The following is an 18,045-nucleotide window of genomic DNA, read 5'->3' as shown; positions in this document are numbered from 1 at the left end:
CCGAAGCGGCGGCCCGGTACCGGCCCCGCACGGGCACGCTCCTGCTGCCGCTTCAGGGTCTGGCTTCGAGCGACACGCGGCCCGACGCATACAGCGGCCCGTCGACGGGCGCGGTGTAGATCAGGCACAAGGCGTGCTCGCCGGTCTGCGCGGGCAGCGTCGCGTGCAGGCTGAATGCGCGTGGACCGTGGCCGGGGTCGGGCAGCGGCATCGTGGCCAGCGCCGGGCCGTCGCAGCGGTCGGCGTGCACCACCAGTTCGCCGAACGGCGTGGCGTGCGGGCGCGACACCACCAGCTTGGCGTCGCCCGCGAGGGCGAAATTACGCGGCAGCCGCACGGCGTCGACGCGGATCGCCGCGATGCCGTCCATCAGCGTGGGCGGGAACAGCTGGCAGGCGTCGAACACGTTCACCGCGTACACCGGCTGTGTGCTCACTGCGTCCGGCGTGGGCTGCAGGCGCAGGCGGAAATCGCTGCCGGGGCAGTTCGCCAGCTCCGTGCCGGGCAGGCTCAGCAGCGCGGCGCGGTCAAGCACGCGTGCGCGCGGCGCGGCCAGCGCGCTGCCGTCGGCGGCGAAGCTGGCGGCGCGCACGGTGGCCGGCAGCGCCAGGTTCAACGGTGCCTCATAGCGTGGCGCGGCCAGCGTGGGCACGCTGCCGTCCAGCGTGTAGCGGATGTCGCCGAAGCCGGCCTGGTCGGACAGGGTGACTGTGGCCTTGCCGGTGGCCAGCGCCACGTTGCGGTCCACCTGGATGTTCACCGCGAAGGCGCTGTCGGCGTAGCCGACGTGCTGCGCGCGGTAGCGTTCGAGCTGCGCCGGCAGGCGGGCCAGGAAGCCCGGCAAGTCGCGCGTGGCGGCCGGCGACCAGGCCACTTCGCTGAGTGCGTCCAGCCGCGGGAACACCGCGTGCTCCACGTGCGCCATCGTCGGCATGTGCTCGGTCCACACGTTGGCCTGCACGCCCAGCACATGCTTCGCCTGCGTGGCGTTGAGCACGTCAGGCACGGCGTGGAAGCCGTAGACGGCCTTGAGCGACTCCACGCCGAGGCGACCGGCATATTCGTCGGCGCGATCGCCCTGCACATGGTCGAAGTAGAGATCGGGCGCGGGCGACATCACCACGTCGTGGCCGGTGAGCGCCGCCTTGATCGCTCCGTCGATGCCGCGCCACGACATCACGGTAGCGTCGGCGGGCAGGTTGTCGCCTTCGAGGATCTCGTCCCAGCCGATCAGCTTGCGGCCGTGCCTGTCGAGGTACTGGCCGATGCGGCCGATGAACCAGCCCTGCAAGGCGTCTTCGCTGGTGATGCCCAGCGCGCGCATCTTTGCCTGCACGGCGGGCGAGGCCTTCCACTGGTCCTTGATCGCCTCGTCGCCGCCGACGTGGATGTACTTCGAGGGGAACAGCGCCATCACTTCGTCGAGCACGTGGTCGATGAAGGCGAAGCTGCCGTCGTCGACGTTGTAGAGCCAGGGATTCACGCCCCAGTCGGCAGAGACGGCCGGACGCTTGCCGGTGACGCCGATCCGCGGGTACGAGGCCACCGCAGCCTGCGCGTGGCCGGGCATGTCCAGCTCCGGCACGATGGTGACGTGGCGCGCTGCGGCGTAGGCCACCACGGCGCGGATCTGCGCCTGCGTGTAGTAGCCGCCGTAGCGCTGCGGCTCGCCGTCGCGGCCGGCGTCGGGCGGCGTGCGCCACGCACCGATCCGGGTGAGTTCGGGATAGCGCTTGATCTCGATGCGCCAGCCCTGGTCGTCGGTGAGGTGCCAGTGCAGCACGTCGAGCTTGTGCTGGGCCATCTGGTCGATCAGCTTCTCGACGTCGGCCACGCTCTGGAAGTGGCGCGCGGAATCCAGCATCAGCCCGCGCCAGGCGAAGCGCGGCCAGTCGCGGATGGCAAGCGCAGGCACGTCCACGGCGCCCTGCCGCGCATCGGGCGTGAGCAGCTGCCACAGCGTCACCGCGCCGTGGAACAGGCCGGCATCGTCGCGCGCCGTGACGCGGATGCCGTCGGGCGTGACGTCCAGCGCGTAGCCCTCGGCCTGCGCCACCGGCGCCTGCGGATCGCGCCGCAGCTCGATCGCATGCGCGTGCGTGCCGGCGGCGACACGAAGGTGCAGGCCGCGCGTGCGCGCGACGAGGCCGACCAGATAGTCCGCGGTCTGTCTCGTCGCGGCGTCGTCGCTGGCGAGCACCACGGGGGTGTGCGCGTCCACCGTGAAGCTGCCGTGCTGCAGCCGGAGCTGCGCCGGCTGCGGAATCAGGGAAGGCGGTGGCGCGCCAGCGGCGCGGGCCGCGGCCGGCGGCAGCAGCGCGAGCGCGAGCAGCAGGCAGCCGCAGCGGGACAGCAAGGCAAGACGAATCATCGGCATCTCCTGCGCGGATGGCCCAGCATGCCATCTCCGTGGCCATTCCAGACAAAAAGACGGGCCCGCAAACCGATGCCGGGCCCGCTCGGGGAGAGTGCGGGCCGTCCGTGGCCCGCGGGTGTCGCGGTGAAGCGGTGGATCAGAACTTCAGGTGTGCATTGAGGTAGTACTGGCGCCCGTTCTCGTAGAAAGCAGTCGGGATGTACGTGCTCTGGTAGTACTTGGTGGTCGGGTTGTTGAGGTTCAGCGCATCCAGGCTGAAGCTCAGCCAATCCGTTGCCTTGTAGCTGAAGGACGCATTGAGCGTGCCGTAGTTGTCCTGGTAGTACGGCACCGCACCCTGCAGGCCGATCAGGAACGCCGAGCGCCAGCTGTAGCCGACGCGTGCGCCGAACCTGTCGTTTTCGAAGTAGGCCCCCAGGTTGTAGGTGTTCTTCGACGTACCGAGCAGGTTGTGCGTGCCGTCCGCCCAAGTGAAGGACGAGGAGCCATCGACGTAGGTGTAGTTGGCATTGACGCCGAAGAACTCGCCGATCGGCTGGTTGTAGGTCAGCTCCAGGCCAGACAGGCGGGCATCGGCATTCAGCGGCACGGCGACCTTGTAGGTCTCCAGCTGGTGAGTCAGTTCGCTGAAGAGCTGCTGATTCTCGGTGCCGAAGGCCACGTAGTTCTTCATGTTCATGGAGAACGCGGTCGCCGACAGCAGGCCGCGCGGCATGAAGTACCACTCCAGGCCGGCGTCGAAGTTGGTCGACAGCACCGGCTTCAGGCGCGGGTTGCCGCCGCCGCCGGTCTTGTCCAGGTCCGAACCCCACGAGGACGCGCCCAGCGCGGAGTAGTCCGGCAGGGTCTGGGTCTGCGACACCGCGAAGCGGGCAATCAGATCCTCGGCCATGTTGAACTTCAGGTTGAAGCTCGGCAGGAAGCGGCCGTAGTGGTTGCTGTAGTGCTTGCGATCCCACATGCCGAACAGGCTGCTCACGTCCGGATTGACCGTGGTGGCGGCATAGGTATCGATGCCTTGGTTGATGTTGACGTAGCGCAGGCCGGCGTTGCCGCTCCAGTTGTCGCCCTGGAAGTTGGCCTGGAAGTACGCCGCGGCGTTCTTCTCGTCCACGCGCCACTCGGCGCCGTAATTGTGGCGACCGGTCGGGCCGTCGTTGTTGGCGAGCCAGGTGGAGTTGGCGTTGATCGCGCTCTGCAGCGCCGCCGGGGTGAAGTACCACACATCACGCGGGAACTGGCCGCCGATGCCTTCGGCGAAGTTGCCCGGGTAGTTGGCAGTGGCACCGTTCTGCAGCGCGGCCCAGATGTTCCCCGGCGAAGCGCCTTCCGGGGACAGCGCGGCGCGGTCGTGCTTGGCGTAGCGGATGCCGTAGTTGAACGAGCTCAGCACGCCGGCGTTGAAGTACTGGGTGAAATCGGCCGTGAACCAGTTCTCCTTGTCGGTGGCCTCGACGAGCTGGTTGCCCCAGGTGCCGAAGCTGGTTACGCCGGACGGGCCGCTGTTGCCGCCAACGCTCCAGTCCACCGGCGAACCGTTGCCATGCGTCGCCCAGCTGGCGCCGCCACCATTGTTGCCGGTGACTTCCGCGATGAACTGCTTCGGCGTGGTGCCGGTGCCCTTGGTGGTGCCGGCTTGGAACGTGGCCGTCACGTTGTCCGACACGTTCCAGTCGGCATCCGCGGTGTAGTAGTAGGTCTTCGCCGAGGCCTTGCGGTAGATCATGTCGTACACGGTGTAGTCCATGCCCGGCTGACCCGCGTAGGTGGCGTTGGTGAGCACGCCGTTCTGCACGGTGTAGCCCGGGTTCGGCGCCTGCGTGGTGGCGAAGTGGCCACCCCACAACATGTAGTTGCGGTTGTAGTTGTCGGCGTCGAGCTTGGAGTAGAAGCCGCTGAGGCCCAGGGTCAGGTCGTTGTTCGGGCGGAACTGCGCCTCGAGCAGGCCACCCTTGCGGGTGCGGGTCTGCGTGAACAGGGTGGAGCCGAGCAGCGAAGGGATGTACACGCCGACGAGATCCGGGTTCGTGGCAGCCACCGGATCGGTCGCGGCGATCTGCTGGAAACCACCGGGGAGTTCCTGGGCTTCACGCTCCAGATGGCGCTTCTCGTCGAACACCTGGGCCAGGATGCCGAACGTGCTGTCGGCGTTCTTCCAGTTGAACAGGCCGGAGAACTGGCCGTCTGTCTTGGAAGCCGTGCTGGAATACACGCCGCCGATGCTGGCGTCCGCGGTGACCTGCTTGTCGAAGTCCAGCGGCTTGCGGGTGATGATGTCGACGTTGCCGGTGGTGCCGCCGTCCTGGAAGCGGGCTTCGGAGGATTTGTGCACTTCCACGCGGCTGACGATCTCGGACGGCAGCAGGGTGTAGCTCACGCTGCGGCCGACGGTGTTGCCCTGGCTCAGCACGAACCAGTCGGCGGAGCCTACGCCGTGGCCGTTGATGAGCGTCTGGGTGAGGCTCGGGCTGGTGCCGCGCAGGCTGACGCGGTCGGCTTCGTCGAAGCCGCCTTCCTGGGCGCTGGAGGACTGGATGTCCACACCGGGCAGATTGCGCAGGGTGTCGGCCACGTTGTGCGCCGGCAGCTTGCCCACGTCTTCGGCGGTGACCACTTCCACGTTGGAGTTCGCGTCGCGCTTGATGTCGAGCGCCTTCTCGGTGGAACCGCGGATACCGGTGACGGTCACCGTCGAAAGCGTTTTCGCCTCCTTCTTGCTTGGAGCGCTGCTGTCCTGGGTGCTTTGCGGATTCTGGCCGCCGTCCTGCGCGTACGCGCCGACGGAAAGGCACAGGCCGGCGACGATGCTCGCGGCAAGCAGTGTCTTGCGGTGGTTCATGATGTCCTCCCCTCAGAGGCTGGATCGGTCTGGGACCGTGGTGGTGGTGCTTGGTTGACGCCGTTCGGCGCCGCGTCGCTAAAGCAGTGGCATGGCGCGATCTCCCTGCCGCTCATCCAGGAACCAGCCAGCGGCGCCGATGACACCCAGCTGGCCGTGCTCGATCAGTCGTACGGGAATCTTTTGCAGGAAGGCGCGCATCACGCCCTTGTCGAGAAAGCGCCGGGCGAAGCTGCTGGCGCGCAGGAAGCCGTGGACCTGCGGCAGGATCCCGCCGGCGAGGAACACGCCGCCGCTCGCGCCGTAGAGCATCGCCAGGTCGCCCGCGAAGCTGCCGAGCAGGCCGCAGAACACCTGCAGCGCTTCCAGCGCGGTGTCGTCGTGGCCGGCCAGCGCCGTGCCGGTGATTTCCGCCGGCGTCATCAGCGTCACCGCGCAGCCGCGCAGTTCGCACAGCGCATGGTAGAGATTGAGCAGGCCGGGGCCGGACAGCGCCTCCTCATACGAGACATGGCTGCGGCCGCGCGCCAGCACGCGCAGGATCTCGATCTCGCGTTCGTTGCCGGGCGCCAGCGAGATCTGGCCGGCCTCGGTGGGCAGTACCTGGGCGTGGCCGGCACGCGGCAACAGCACCGCCGAGCCCAGGCCGGTGCCCGGCCCCATCACCAGCACCGGGCCGCGCGGCGCCGGCTGCGCGGTCTCGATCACCGGCAGTGTCTCGTCCACGCCCAGGAACTGTGTGGCCCAGGCCACCGCCTCGAAATCGTTGATCACCTCCAACTGGCTCAGCCCGAGCTGCTCGCGCAGCGCGCCGATCGATACCGACCAGGGCAGGTTCTCGTTGACGATGGCGTCGTCCAGCACCACGCCGGCGCTGGCCACCACGCAGCGATGAATGCGCCCCCGCAGCGGCGCATGGCCGGCCGGCGCCAGCTGTGCCACGAAGTCGCGCAGCAGGCTGCCGAGATCGGGCCAGTCGGCGCAGGCGTAACGGTGGTAATGGAGCACGCTGACCGGCCGCTGGCGGTCGGGTGTGCCGAGTACCAGGGCGACGCGCGCGTGGGTGCCGCCGACGTCGGCGGCGAGGAAGGGCTCGCCCGGGCCGAACGCGCCGTCCGGTGCCGAGGGACGCGGCGACGGCTGGGCGGCATGACGCTGGCTGGCGAACTCTCCCACGTGGATTTTCCCCTTGTCCGCTGCGGTCAGCCGGTGGCTGGCGCGGTCCGCGCGCAGTTGCCGGCAGGCGATGGCGGTGGAGTCTGTAAGCGTCATGACAACGTTGTCAAGTGACTGTCCCGGAATTTTCACCAAGGGACGCGAAGCCTGGCAACATGACCGTTGGCAGGGGCCTCGGCACTGGATCGATTCAAAGGTCCGCCGGCGCGCGATGTCCGGCAGGTTGGCCTTGCAGCCGGCACGGGGAAGGGAAAACGTGCGCGGAATAGCTACGCCGGCGGGCCTGTCCCGCGCCTGGACCGGGGCCAAAATCCCGGGGCACGTGGGGTGGTCCCGAGGGCCGGCCGGTGGCTTCAGGCGGAGTTGGCGCGATTCCTGGTTGACAACGTTGTACTTTGCGGCCAATAAAGGTGCTTCGGCGGCCGCCCGTGCCGCTATGCTCGCGGTCGTCTGCGGCGTCACCCGGGGAGAGTCTTCATGGCAAGCACTGTGGCGGCGGCGCCGTCCGAACGTTCCTACATCGGGCCGATGATCACCATCGGCGTGTTGTTCTTCATCATGGGTTTCTTCACGTGGCTCAACGGGCCGCTGACGATCTTCGTGAAGCTCGCCTTCAAGCTCGACGATGTCAGCGCATTCCTGATCCCGGTAGCGTTCTACCTGTCCTACTTCGTGCTGGCGCTGCCTTCGGCGGCGATCCTCAAGCGCACCGGCATGAAGCGCGGCATGGGGCTGGGCCTGTTCGTGATGGCCATCGGCGCGGTGCTGTTCGCCGAGTTCATCGACCTGCGCGTCTATCCCGGCGCGCTGGTGGGCCTGTTCGTGATCGGCGCGGGACTGTCGCTGCTGCAGACGGCGTCGAATCCCTACATCAGCATCCTGGGGCCAATCGAAAGCGCGGCGCAGCGCATCGCCGCCATGGGCATCTGCAACAAGCTGGCGGGCGCGGCGGCGCCGTTCGTGTTCGGCTGGCTGGTGCTCAGCGGCCTCGACACCTTCGCGCAGCAGGTGAAGGCGGCACCCAGCCAGGCGGCGCACGATGCCCTGCTCAACAGCTTCGCGGCCCGGGTGTACTGGCCGTACCTGACCATGGCCGCGCTGCTGGTGCTTCTGGCGGTGTGGGTGGTGCGTTCCTCGCTGCCGGAGATCAAGCCCGCCGGGGCGAACGACGAGCACGCGATCGGCCATACCGGCCGCAGCGTCTTCAGCTTTCCGCACCTGTGGCTGGGCGTGCTGTGCCTGTTCCTGTACGTGGGCGTGGAGGTGATGGCGGGCGACGCGATCGGCATCTACGGCCAGGGCCTGGGCCTGCCGCTGGACGCCACCAAGCACTTCACGGCGTACACCATGTTCGCGATGCTGACCGGCTACCTGGTGGGCCTGGTGCTGATCCCGCGCTTCGTCTCGCAGCAGCGCTATCTCGCGGTGTCGGCGATGCTCGGCGTGCTGTTCGCGATCGGTGCCTACGCGACCACCGGCTATGCGTCGGTGACGTTCGTCGCGGCGCTCGGCTTCGCCAACGCGATGATGTGGCCGGCGATCTTCCCGCTGGCGATCAAGGGCCTGGGCAGCCACACCGAGGTGGGCTCGGCCTACCTGATCATGGGCATCGTGGGCGGCGCGCTGGTGCCGCAGGCCTTCGTGCACCTGAAAGAGGTCATCGACTTCCAGCTCGCCTTCGTGCTGCTGATGGTGCCGTGCTACCTGTACATCCTCTACTACGGCTTGCGCGGCCACCGCGTAGGCCAGCACGTGGCGGGCTGAACGCCATGCGGCCATCGCGGCGGCGTCGGCTAGACTGCACGCCACGGTGGCCCGCCGCCGCCCCATCCATCGGAATCCGAGGTTCCACAGCTTGCGCAGCGCCACCATCAAGGATGTAGCCGAGCAGGCCGGCGTCTCGCTGAAGACGGTCTCGCGGGTCATCAACAACGAACCCTCGGTGCATGCGCGCACGCGGGAGAAGGTGCAGCGGGCGATCGATGCGCTGGGCTACCGGCCCGACCCTTCCGCGCGCAGCCTGCGCAGCACGCGCGCCTACGCGGTGGGGCTGGTCTACGACAACCCCAACCCGCACTACATCATCAGCATGCAGAGCGGTGTGCTGGCGGCGTGCCGCGCCAACGGTTACGGCCTGCAGATCCATCCCTGCGACTCCACCTCGCCGCGACTGGCCGAGGAGCTGGTCGCGCTGGCCGCGCATGCGCGGCTGGCTGGCCTGGTGCTGGCGCCGCCGATGTCCGAGCAGCCGGAACTGATCCGCAAGCTGGCGGCGGCGAAAGTCCCGTTCATGCGCATCATCTCCGCGCGACAGGACCCGCAGGACGGTTACCCCTGCGTCTACGTGGACGACCGCGACGCCGCGTACGCGATCACCGAACACCTGATCCAGCTCGGCCACACCCGCATCGGTTTCCTGTGGGGCGGTCGCGACCACCGTTCCAGTCCCGAGCGCTACCAGGGTTACGAGGATGCGCTGAAGGACTACGGCATACCGCTGGACCGCAAGCTGATCCTGCCCGGCGACTACTCCTTCGACGACGGTTTCCGCGGCGCACGTAAGCTGCTGGCGCTGAAGGACCGGCCTACCGCGATCTTCGGCTCCAACGACGAGATCGCCGCCGGCGTGCTCGCCGCCGCGCATTCCAGCGGCATCAGCGTGCCGTGGGAGCTCTCCATCGCCGGTTTCGAGGACAGCCCGTTCTCCAAGCAGTCCTGGCCCGCGCTCACCACCGCGCGCCAAGCCACCGAGGAGATCGCCCGCCACGCCGCGCAGCGGCTGATCGGCAACCTGCAGCGCGCAGCCAACGGCGAGCCGCCGCTGGAAGGCAACGAAGGCTTCAGCCCGGAACTGGTGGTGCGCGGTTCCACGGCGCCGCTGCGCGGCGCGCCGGCGAAGCGCTGACACGCTCGCTGTTTTTCCCCTCTCCCACTTGTGGGAGAGGGGTGGGGAGAGGGGCTTTTGCTCTCGCGTATTCACCAGTTTCAAAGCAGTTTCGTGCGCCTGCCGGCGCCCGAGTTACTTTTCTCTTGCGTGGCCAAGAGAAAAGTAACCAAAAGAGAAGGCCACCCCGGTTGGCGCTTTCCGTCCATCCATGGACGGAAAGTCCGTGAGCCGGTGCCGGGCTTTTCGGCCGGGCTCCTGCCCGGTCGAAAAGGCATCGCCATCCTTGGCGATGCCCGCTGCGCGGCCTGGTCGTCCCCGCCTCACCGCCGCCCAGGGGCCCCGGAAAAGCGGCGCGCATCCTGCGCGCACTGCTCGAAGAGCCGGATCAAGAGCATGGCCCACTGCACCCGACGGCGCCTCTGCAAACCCATGCGCGTTCGCCGCACGACTACCCGTTACGCCCTCACATTCATCCCGGTAACCGGTTACGCACTCATTTGCGGGGTGTAGCGCGGCAAGTGCGGCCCAGTCACAGGCCACTCTGTGACACGGGCATTTGAAGCAACAAAGAAAACGGCTTGACGCCGTAGATGCCCCATCGCAGCATGACGTGCAACACCCCGATTCCGGGGTCTACATGTAGTTAGGTCTTGGCATGTACCAGTTGTACGTCGAGATGTTGGAGGTCATGGACGCAGCATTTCAAGATTTCGCTGCGGCCCTACCGAAACCGGTTCGAGTGAAACACGGTCCCGGCTGGGTGTTCCGCTTCAAGGATCGGGACATCCACCATGCAGTCGTCCTCAAATTGGCGCTTGTTCAAAGCACGCTTCGCGCAGCGCTAGTCCTCCTAGAACACGGCCACACCCCTCAGCAAGCGATGCTTCAGCGCGTCATTGATGAAGCGAACGAGGACATCCTCTTTTTGGTGTACGCGGTGACACACGACACAGTTACTCCGTTACACCAGCGGTATCTCGACGCTTTTTGGGCCGAGGAGTTTGGAGACGCGAACGACCCCACCGGCACGCATCAAAGCCGAGATATGGTCCCTCGTCAGAAAATTCGCGCTTATCTCGCAAAGATTGAGGGCAAAGACCTAGACCCGAGCAGAGCGGTACAGGTCACGAAGGTTCTTAGCCAGACCTATTCGGGTTTCATCCACGGTGCTTCTGCGCACATCATGGAAACGTACGGCGGAATGCCACTGCACTTCCACACGCGCGGGATGCTAAACACGCCGCGCATCACTGAATACGCGAACGACCTCTGGAACTATATGTACCGCGGCCTCTGCTCGCACGCATTCGCAGCGAAACTTTTCGGGGCTCAAGAGCACTTCGACCAACTGGTCGCGCACAGCAAGAGATTCGAGGCAGCAATGGGCAAGCAATATGGGCAGGCCAAGACCTAACCCTGCGCTCCAGCGACGTAAATGGGACGGGGGCAATTAATCTTCCTGCTTTCGCAGCCGCACACCGGCTGCGTCCGAGTGCGCGCATGGAGCGCGCTGCTTTACCCGGGGCCCCTATGGCGCGGCGGGTGGGTGGAGGAAAGTCCGCAGGATGGCCGGCAGGGATGCCGGCCAGTTTTTCGCCGGCACAGGAAGTGCCGTCGAAAAACCCCGCAGCCCACCCGCGCACCCGCAAGGCAGGATGCCTGGAGGGCGCGCCATCGGGGTGTCGTTTCCTCTTGGTTACTTCTCCTTTGGACAAGCAAAGGAGAAGTAACTCGGGCGCCGGCAGGCGCTCGAAACTGCTTTGTTGCTTGCGGGAAAAGCAAGATAGGCAGTCCAGCGCGAGCACCCACCCCTCCTAACCCTCTCCTCGCTCCTCAGAGCCGGCGCCATCCATGGCGCCTCCCCGCGTGCCCAAGTGGGGAGAGGGAGAAAGTGCGCGCCCACCCTCACTCGCTGTAGTCAGCGATATAGATCAGCCTTCCGTCATGCTGGCGAAACTCGCTGCGCCCCTCCAGCGCGATCGACTGCCCCGCGCGCACGCCGTTCGGCAGGTCGACCGCGAAGACGCCCTCGAAATGGATACCCGCATAGGCGTGGTCGCCGTCCTCGCGCCAGGCGGTGATGGTCTGCCGGCGCATGGCGAACAGGTGGCGCGAGCTTTCGGCGAGGTGGCGCAGCTCCGCGATGCCGAGCGTGCGCATGCTGAGCACGCCGGCGGTGTAGTTCTCGAACACCACCTCGTCCTGCATCGTTGCCAGCATGGCGGCTACGTCCATGCGGTTGTAGGCATCGATATAGCGGTCGACCAGGGCGCGCATGGGGTGAATCCGGCTGGCGGGGCGTGCATTTCAGCACGCACCGGCCGAACCTGTCAGCCTCATTGCCTGACGTTGTCGGTGCCCTCGATGAAGCGCGCCACGTTGTCGTGCAGTTGCTTCAGCGAGGGTTCGTGCGCGTAGACCATGTGGCCCGAGGGATACCACGCGTAGGAGATGTTCTTGCGCAGCGAATCCGGGATCGGCAGGTGATTCATCTCGTAGATCGCCGCGTAGAACGGCGTGGCGAGGTCGTAGTAGCCGCCGTTGAGGAAGACCTTGAGGTTAGGATCGGTCTTCATCGCCATCGCGAGGTCCGGCATCACGTTGGTGGACTGCTGCAGCGCCTCGTGGCTGCCCGGCGCCTTGTGCGACATGTCCCAGTGGTGGATGTCGGCGTATTCGCGGTAGCGCTGGCCGTCGCCGAACTTCAGGTCCTTGCGCACGTAGTCGTTGAACGCGGCGATGTAGGCCGAGCTGATCGCCGAGGACTGCGGGTCGTATTCCGATTCCTTGCCCAGCGGGTCCAGCGAGGGACCGGAGAAGCGGGTGTCGAGGCGGCCAGTGGTGGTGTCGTCGTTCGCCTGCAGTTCGTGCTCGAACATGCCGCCCGAGACGCGCAGGTCGGCCTTGATCCAGTAGGCCGTCGGCAGGCCGGTGTACTGGTGCAGCTTCCCGGCGACCGCCTGCTTGCGCGCGGCGTCCAGCGTGTCGCCGGCCATCAACGCCTGTGCGTATTCGCCGGTGGCGAACTGCTCCACCTCGCCCAGCAGGGTCTGCAGATCGGCCGGTGGCGCGGGCAGACGGTGGTGGTACCACGCGGTGGCTGCGTAGGTGGGCAGCGCCAGCTCGTAGGGCTGGTCCACGCCGGGGTTGGTGTCCGGGCCGTCGATGCTGTTGTCGAAGCTGAGGATCTGCGACAGCAGGATCACGCCGTTGAGGTCCACGCTGTCCTCGTTGGTGAGGATGTTGGCCACCACCGCCGAGCGGGTGGTGCCGTAGCTCTCGCCGAACAGGTATTTCGGCGAATTCCAGCGGCCGTACTTCGACAGGAACTGGGTGATGAACTGGGCGAACGCGTGGCCGTCGCCGTCCACGCCGTAGATCGCCTTCTCGCGCTCCTTCATCTGCTTGGCACGCTTGGCCGGATCCTTGTCGTCGGCGATCAGCCGGCTGAAGCCCGCGCCCGGCGCGTCGATGAACACCAGGTCGGAGGCGTCGAGCAGGCTGTAGTCGTTGTTCACCAGCTGGTACGGCGCGGCCGGCGTATGGGTGTCGTCGGCGGTCACCACGCGCTTCGGCCCGAATGCGCCCATGTGCAGCCACACCGTGGCCGAGCCGGGGCCGCCGTTGTAGATGAAGGTGACCGGGCGCTGCTTCGCCGGCACGCCCTTCTTGAAATAGGCGGTGTAGAACATGCTCACCGTGGGCTCGTGTTCCTTGTCGCCCGTGCCGTGCAGCACCAGGGTGCCCGCCACCGCCTTGTAGCTGATGCTGTGGCCTTCCACCGACACCGAGCCCTCGCTGGTGGACGACTGCGGCTTCGCCAGGGCCGCGTCGGGCGCATCTGCCGGTTGTTCCTTCTCGTGCTTTCCACCGGTGTCGGCGGCGACGGCCGTGCTGAGCAGCAGGGCGGCAACGGCCGCGGCAAGGGGCAGTTTGCGCATGGGCGGGATCCTCGATGTGGCAGGGGCGCGCGGCGCCCCGGGAAGCAGGCAGCATAGGAACCGCCCTCGTGCCGCCGCATGCCCCGGAAGTCACTGCCCTCCCGCACCAGCCTGTTTTCGCCTCAGGCCCAGGCCAGCAGGGCGACCGCCGGCAGCGCAAGCAGCAGGGCGGCGAGGTTGATGCGGCTCAGCCGCTCGTGGAACAGCAGCACGCCGGTGAGCGCCCCCAGCACCACCACGCCGAGGTTCATGCTGGCGAACACCAGCGCCGGATGCCGTGGCAGGGCGCGGTGTGCGTGCAGGTAGAACAGGATGTTGCCGAAGTTGCAGAGACCGAGCAGCAGGCCACCCAAGGCGCTGCGCAGGGTGAAGCGCGTGCCGCCGCGCGCGGCACGCCAGGCCGCCAGCGCGAACGCCACCGGCAACGCCAGCGCGAACATCGCCGCAAGCGAGGTCCCCAGCGGCACGCCCGCCGCGGCCACGCGCTTGAACAGCACGTCGATCGTGCCGAAGCCGGCGAACACCAGCAGCGGCCAGCACCACGACGCCGCACCGCCTTCGCCGCGGCCCTGCCCGGTCCGCCACACCATGCCGAACAACGCGACGAGGCCCAGTGCGCAGCCGAGTGCCTTGGCGGCGTCCAGCTTCTCGCCGAACAGCACGAACGCCGCCAGCAGCGAGAGCAGCAGCGACAGCCGCTGCGCCGCGTCCGAGCGCACGATGCCCGCATGCCGCACCGAGGCGCCCAGCGCCAGGAAGATCGTGGGCAGCAGCACGCCCAGCCCGGCCAGCGCGAACCACGGTGCGCCCGGCTGTCGCCATGGCTGCATCGACGGGTGCAGCAGCAGCGCGGCGAGCGCGAGCGCCGCCACGTAGTTCCATGCCACCGCCTGGCCGATGTCCAGCCCGACGCGGCGCGCCAGCTTCAGCAACACCGACACCAGCACGCTGCAGACGGCGCTGGCCAGTACGTAGATCATCGAGAGGTTCCCGGTCCGGAGGGACGGCGAGCTTAACGCCAGTGCCGTCGATTGCCGCGCGCCGCGCGGCATGAAAGCATGGCCGTCCGCCACTTTCCGCCACGCAACGGCAGGCGACTTCCATGGAAATCCGGCTGCTCGACCGCCACGATGCCCCCGCCTACCAGGCGCTGCGCTTGCAGGCGCTGCGCGACAGCCCGCACGCATTCAGCGCCAGCCCCGAGGACGAGGCGGGCCGCAGCCTCGACGAAGTGGCGGCGCGCATCGTGCCGGCCGCGGACGGCTCCGTGCGCATGCTCGGCGTGTTCGACGGCGGCGTGCTGGCCGGTTTCGTGGCGGTGATCCATCCGCAACGGCCGAAGCTGCGCCACGGCGCCGAGCTGGCGGGCATGTACGTGGCGCCGGTGCAGCGTCGCCGCGGCTTCGGCGGCGCCCTGCTGCAGGCGGCGATCGCGCATGCACGCGCCATCGAGGGCGTGCGCCAGCTCGGGCTCGGTGTCGGCGCGTCGAACGTGGCGGCGAAGGCGCTCTACCGCTCGGCGGGCTTCGTGAGCTGGGGCGTGCAGCCGCGGGCGCTGCGGATCGACGGGGAGTTCCACGACGAGGAACACCTGTGGCTGCGCCTCGACGACTGACGCTCCGCCGGCGGTATCCGCACGTTCGAGCGGCGCCCCGCCCGCGAACGCCGTGACCGGCCCCTGCCGCCGGAGTCGACCGCGGCGATGACCTGTTCCCGTGAGTGCACGTTCTGTCGCGACTGCGCGGAGCTCCCGCGACACGGCGCTGATCGCGCACGCGGGATTCCTCCCGATGCGCTGCCGATGCGCCGCCGCCACCGAAGTGGAACCAACCGGCGCGAGGCCGGTCCTTCCCGGGACTGCGCGCCGTGCGGCGCCACACGATCCGGATGGAACTTGCAGCGTGAGCGGACGGAAGGCAACGGCAACGCGCAATCCGGATGACCTTCGCACACGCCTGCGCTGGGCGCGCGTCGCCACGATGGCGGCAGTGCTGTTGATCCATGTAGGCCTCCTCGCCTTCCTGCTCGCGCCGCCGCGATGGCATTCGCCGGTTCCGCAAGCGCTCCCCGCATTGCCGCACGCGTTGCTCGTCCGCCTGCTGCCGGCACGGCCCAGGCCGCTCGCGGCACCGCGACCGCGGCCGCTGCGCCGGGTGCACGCCGCACCGCCGGCGCGACGGCCGCCACCCGTGGCGCTGTCCACCCGGCCGGCGACCCCGGCGGCGCCGCCGGCCCCGGCGCATGCCATCGACGGCCTGATCGCCACCTCGCCGCCGGGCTATGTCGCCGGTGGCGGGCGACTGTCCGGCGCGGACTACGGGCGGCAGAACGTCCGCGTGCCGGGCAGCGGCGCTCCGGTACGCGGCATGCCGGTGTTCCGCATGGCCGATCCGCGCCTGCAGGGCCTGGCCGGCGTGATGCGGGTCGTCGGCAGGGGCACCGGCGCCATCGATCCGCACTGCCTCGAGCTCGATCGCAGGGGCGGGATGACGACGCGGGAGCGCATCGCGCGGCACGTCGACGCCGAGCCGGGGGCCGCCACGGCTGCGCGTGACGGCTGTCCCGACCCGCTGAAACCGGGCGCCGCGATGTACAACTTCTACCGCCAGCGGCGGGACGTCGGCGCGCACTGAACGCCCGTTCGGCATCCGCATGCCGCCCGCGCCGCCATCGCGTGGCGGCCAGGCCGGCGCGGGCCAGGCGGAAGCGCCGGACAGGCCTGCGCGGCGGAACGATGGCGTCGGGCGGCGCGCGCGATGCCGGCCGTGGGCAGTCATTTCGCCCGGGTATTATTGACAACAAATTTGATCCGGGCAAAATAGCCAGAACATTTGGCCCGGATCAAACCATGACCCCGCACGACAGCCCCAGTTGCACCGCCTTCGACGGCCACGTGCTGATCGCCTCCGGCACGCTTGCCGAGGTGGTGCTGGCGGTGAAGCGCGTGCTCGACCGGCACCCCACGCACACGCCGCTGATCCTCGACGACGCCACCGGCCAGATGATGGAGGTGGATTTCCGCGGCCGCGCCGACGAGGTGCTGGCCCGCCTGCAGCCGGCCGCCGGCGGGGACGCACCGCGCGGGGCGGGGCGTCCCCGGCTGGGCGTGGTGGCGCGCGAGGTGACCCTGCTGCCGCGCCACTGGTACTGGCTGAACAGCCAGCCGGGCGGCGCCTCGGCCACGCTGCGCAAGCTGGTGGAGGACGCACGCCGCAACGGCAGCGCGAAGGACCGCGCGCGGCTCGCCGGCGAGGCGGCCGACCGCTTCATGCGCGTGGTCGGAGGCGACCTCGCGGGTTACGAGGAGGCGTCGCGCGCACTGTGGCGCGGCGACCGCGACGCCTTCAACCGCCACACCCGCGGCTGGCCGAAGGACGTGCGCGAGCATGCCCGCCGCCTTGCCGCGATCGCCCGCGACGCCCAGGCCGAAGCCGGCTGAGCCGGCGCACCCGCACGACACGGACCCCATCTGCAAAAGGAATTTCCCATGCCTTCCGCTCCCGGCACCTCGTCGCTCGCGCGGCGCGATTTCCGCCTGCTGTTCGGCGGCAGCACCGTGTCCGCGATCGGCGACCAGTTCACCCTGGTCGCTCTGCCCTGGCTGGTGCTCAAGCTCACCGGCAGCCCTGCCGCACTGGGCCTGGTGCTGGCGACGATGGCGCTGCCGCGCGCCGCCTTCATGCTGATCGGCGGCGCGGTGGTGGACCGCCTGTCGCCGCGCCGCGTGCTGCTGGCGGCGCGCGCGGTGAACGCACTGCTGGTGAGCCTGCTGGCGGCGCTGGTGCTGGGCGGCGCCATCCACATGGGGTTGGTGTACGCGCTGGCGCTGGGCATCGGCCTCGCCACCGCGTTCGCCTACCCGGCCGCGTCGGCGATCCTGCCGCAGCTGGTGGCGCCGCCGCAGCTGCGCGCGGCCAACGCGCTGTTCATGGCGATGCGCCAGCTGAGCATGCTGGTGGGGCCGGCGTTGGCCGGCCTGCTGATCAGCGTGGGCGCGCACGGCGGTAACCGGGGCATGGCCGACGCCACCGGGCTCGGCTTGGCCTTCGCGGTCGACGCGCTGAGCTTCGCGTTCTCCCTGGCCTCGCTGGCGCTGATCCGCATCCACGGCGATCGCCATCCGTGCGTGCCCGGTGGCGGCGTGCTGGCCAACGTCGGTGCGGGCATCCGTGCGGCGTGGGCCGACCTGCCGTTGCGTGCGTTCGTGATGTACGCAGCGGTGGTCTCGGTGTTCGTGGGCGGCCCGATCCAGGTCGGCCTGCCGGTGCTGGCCGACACGCGGCTGGATCTCGGCGCCGCTTCGCTCGGCATCCTGATGACCGCGAATGGCGGCGGCATGCTGGTGGGCAGCCTGCTGTCCGGCCTCGCCGCGAAACTGGTGCGCAACCGGCTGGGCCCGATGGTGCTGGGCATCGACGGCCTCGCCGGCCTCGCGCTGGCGGCGCTGGCTTTCGACCACTCCACGCTCGGCGGCGCCGTGCTGCTCGCCACCACCGGCCTGCTGGGCGGCATCGCGCAAGTCACCGTCGTCAGCTGGATCCAGCATCGCGTGGCGCCGGAGATGATGGGGCGCACGATGAGCCTGCTGATGTTCACCTTCATGGGGCTGGGGCCGCTGTCGGCGGCGGTGGCCGGCAGCCTGCTGAAGCTGATCCCGCTGCCGGCGCTGTTCGCGGGCGCGGGGCTGGCGTTGACGACGGTCGCGCTGGGCTGCATGGTCAGCCCGGCGCTGCGCAGCATCGGCACGCCGCTGCGCGCGCCGGCCGAAGGCTGACTGCAACGGGACGGGTGCCGGATTCGTGCGAGCATGCAGCCGGCCCCGTGC

At 68.7% G+C, this 18,045-nt stretch carries 14 protein-coding genes; 8 read left to right on the top strand and 6 right to left on the bottom strand.

The features are described 5' to 3' along the window. Positions 1-52 precede the first annotated feature (52 nt). The 3 genes from ACQGNW_RS03870 to glk form a co-directional block, all read right to left on the bottom strand. Positions 53-2,371: a beta-N-acetylhexosaminidase gene (locus ACQGNW_RS03870; protein ID WP_426661801.1), complete on the bottom strand. Its 2,319-nt coding sequence runs from the start codon at positions 2,369-2,371 to the stop codon at positions 53-55. A gap of 142 nt (positions 2,372-2,513) precedes the next feature. Beyond that, positions 2,514-5,216 carry a TonB-dependent receptor gene (locus ACQGNW_RS03865; RefSeq protein WP_426661800.1) on the bottom strand — a complete coding sequence of 901 codons (2,703 nt, stop codon included), beginning with the start codon at positions 5,214-5,216 and terminating at the stop codon, positions 2,514-2,516. Between the two features lie 78 nt (positions 5,217-5,294). Then, entirely contained in the window at positions 5,295-6,392 is a 1,098-nt protein-coding gene (gene glk / locus ACQGNW_RS03860; RefSeq protein WP_426662024.1) for a glucokinase, read from the bottom strand. 477 nt (positions 6,393-6,869) lie between these two features. Between glk and ACQGNW_RS03855 the strand changes: the two genes are divergently transcribed. The 3 genes from ACQGNW_RS03855 (at position 6,870) to ACQGNW_RS03845 (ending at position 10,693) form a co-directional block, all read left to right on the top strand. Next, on the top strand, positions 6,870-8,156 hold the full coding sequence (locus ACQGNW_RS03855; RefSeq protein WP_426661799.1) for a sugar MFS transporter: 1,287 nt from the start codon (positions 6,870-6,872) through the stop codon (positions 8,154-8,156). 91 nt (positions 8,157-8,247) lie between these two features. Further along, positions 8,248-9,297, top strand: a complete 1,050-nt coding sequence (locus ACQGNW_RS03850) for a LacI family DNA-binding transcriptional regulator (protein ID WP_426661798.1) — start codon at positions 8,248-8,250, stop codon at positions 9,295-9,297. A gap of 637 nt (positions 9,298-9,934) precedes the next feature. After that, positions 9,935-10,693, top strand: coding sequence for a hypothetical protein (locus tag ACQGNW_RS03845; protein ID WP_426661797.1), 759 nt, complete (start codon positions 9,935-9,937; stop codon positions 10,691-10,693). Between the two features lie 491 nt (positions 10,694-11,184). Here the strand turns inward: ACQGNW_RS03845 and ACQGNW_RS03840 are convergent, their stop codons facing one another. From ACQGNW_RS03840 to ACQGNW_RS03830, 3 genes are all read right to left on the bottom strand, one after another. After that, positions 11,185-11,556: a nuclear transport factor 2 family protein gene (locus ACQGNW_RS03840; protein WP_426661796.1), complete on the bottom strand. Its 372-nt coding sequence runs from the start codon at positions 11,554-11,556 to the stop codon at positions 11,185-11,187. A 59-nt stretch (positions 11,557-11,615) separates the two neighbouring features. Beyond that, the gene (locus tag ACQGNW_RS03835) at positions 11,616-13,220 is read right to left on the bottom strand and encodes a S10 family peptidase (protein ID WP_426661795.1); all 1,605 of its coding nucleotides are present in this window, start codon (positions 13,218-13,220) and stop codon (positions 11,616-11,618) included. Positions 13,221-13,342: 122 nt separating this feature from the next. After that, positions 13,343-14,200 carry an EamA family transporter gene (locus ACQGNW_RS03830; RefSeq protein WP_426661794.1) on the bottom strand — a complete coding sequence of 286 codons (858 nt, stop codon included), beginning with the start codon at positions 14,198-14,200 and terminating at the stop codon, positions 13,343-13,345. Between the two features lie 122 nt (positions 14,201-14,322). Between ACQGNW_RS03830 and ACQGNW_RS03825 the strand changes: the two genes are divergently transcribed. From ACQGNW_RS03825 to ACQGNW_RS03805, 5 genes are all read left to right on the top strand, one after another. Then, entirely contained in the window at positions 14,323-14,835 is a 513-nt protein-coding gene (locus tag ACQGNW_RS03825) for a GNAT family N-acetyltransferase (protein WP_426661793.1), read from the top strand. Positions 14,836-14,850: 15 nt separating this feature from the next. Then, positions 14,851-15,162 carry a DUF1272 domain-containing protein gene (locus ACQGNW_RS03820; protein WP_426662023.1) on the top strand — a complete coding sequence of 104 codons (312 nt, stop codon included), beginning with the start codon at positions 14,851-14,853 and terminating at the stop codon, positions 15,160-15,162. Between the two features lie 247 nt (positions 15,163-15,409). Then, a complete protein-coding gene (locus tag ACQGNW_RS03815) occupies positions 15,410-15,853 on the top strand; it encodes a hypothetical protein (RefSeq protein ID WP_426661792.1) in 444 nt (147 codons plus the stop codon). 215 nt (positions 15,854-16,068) lie between these two features. Continuing rightward, complete coding sequence (locus ACQGNW_RS03810) at positions 16,069-16,659, top strand: DUF2239 family protein (protein ID WP_426661791.1); 591 nt, start codon at positions 16,069-16,071, stop codon at positions 16,657-16,659. 48 nt (positions 16,660-16,707) lie between these two features. Next, positions 16,708-17,994 (top strand): MFS transporter, encoded by a 1,287-nt coding sequence (locus ACQGNW_RS03805; protein WP_426661789.1) that lies wholly within the window; start codon positions 16,708-16,710, stop codon positions 17,992-17,994. The last annotated feature ends 51 nt before the right edge of the window (positions 17,995-18,045 follow it).

The organism is Rhodanobacter aciditrophus (genome assembly GCF_050026795.1).
GTDB lineage: Bacteria > Pseudomonadota > Gammaproteobacteria > Xanthomonadales > Rhodanobacteraceae > Rhodanobacter_A.
The sequence above is the reverse complement of the archived record's forward strand: the minus strand, read 5'-3'. Positions and strand labels throughout refer to the sequence as shown.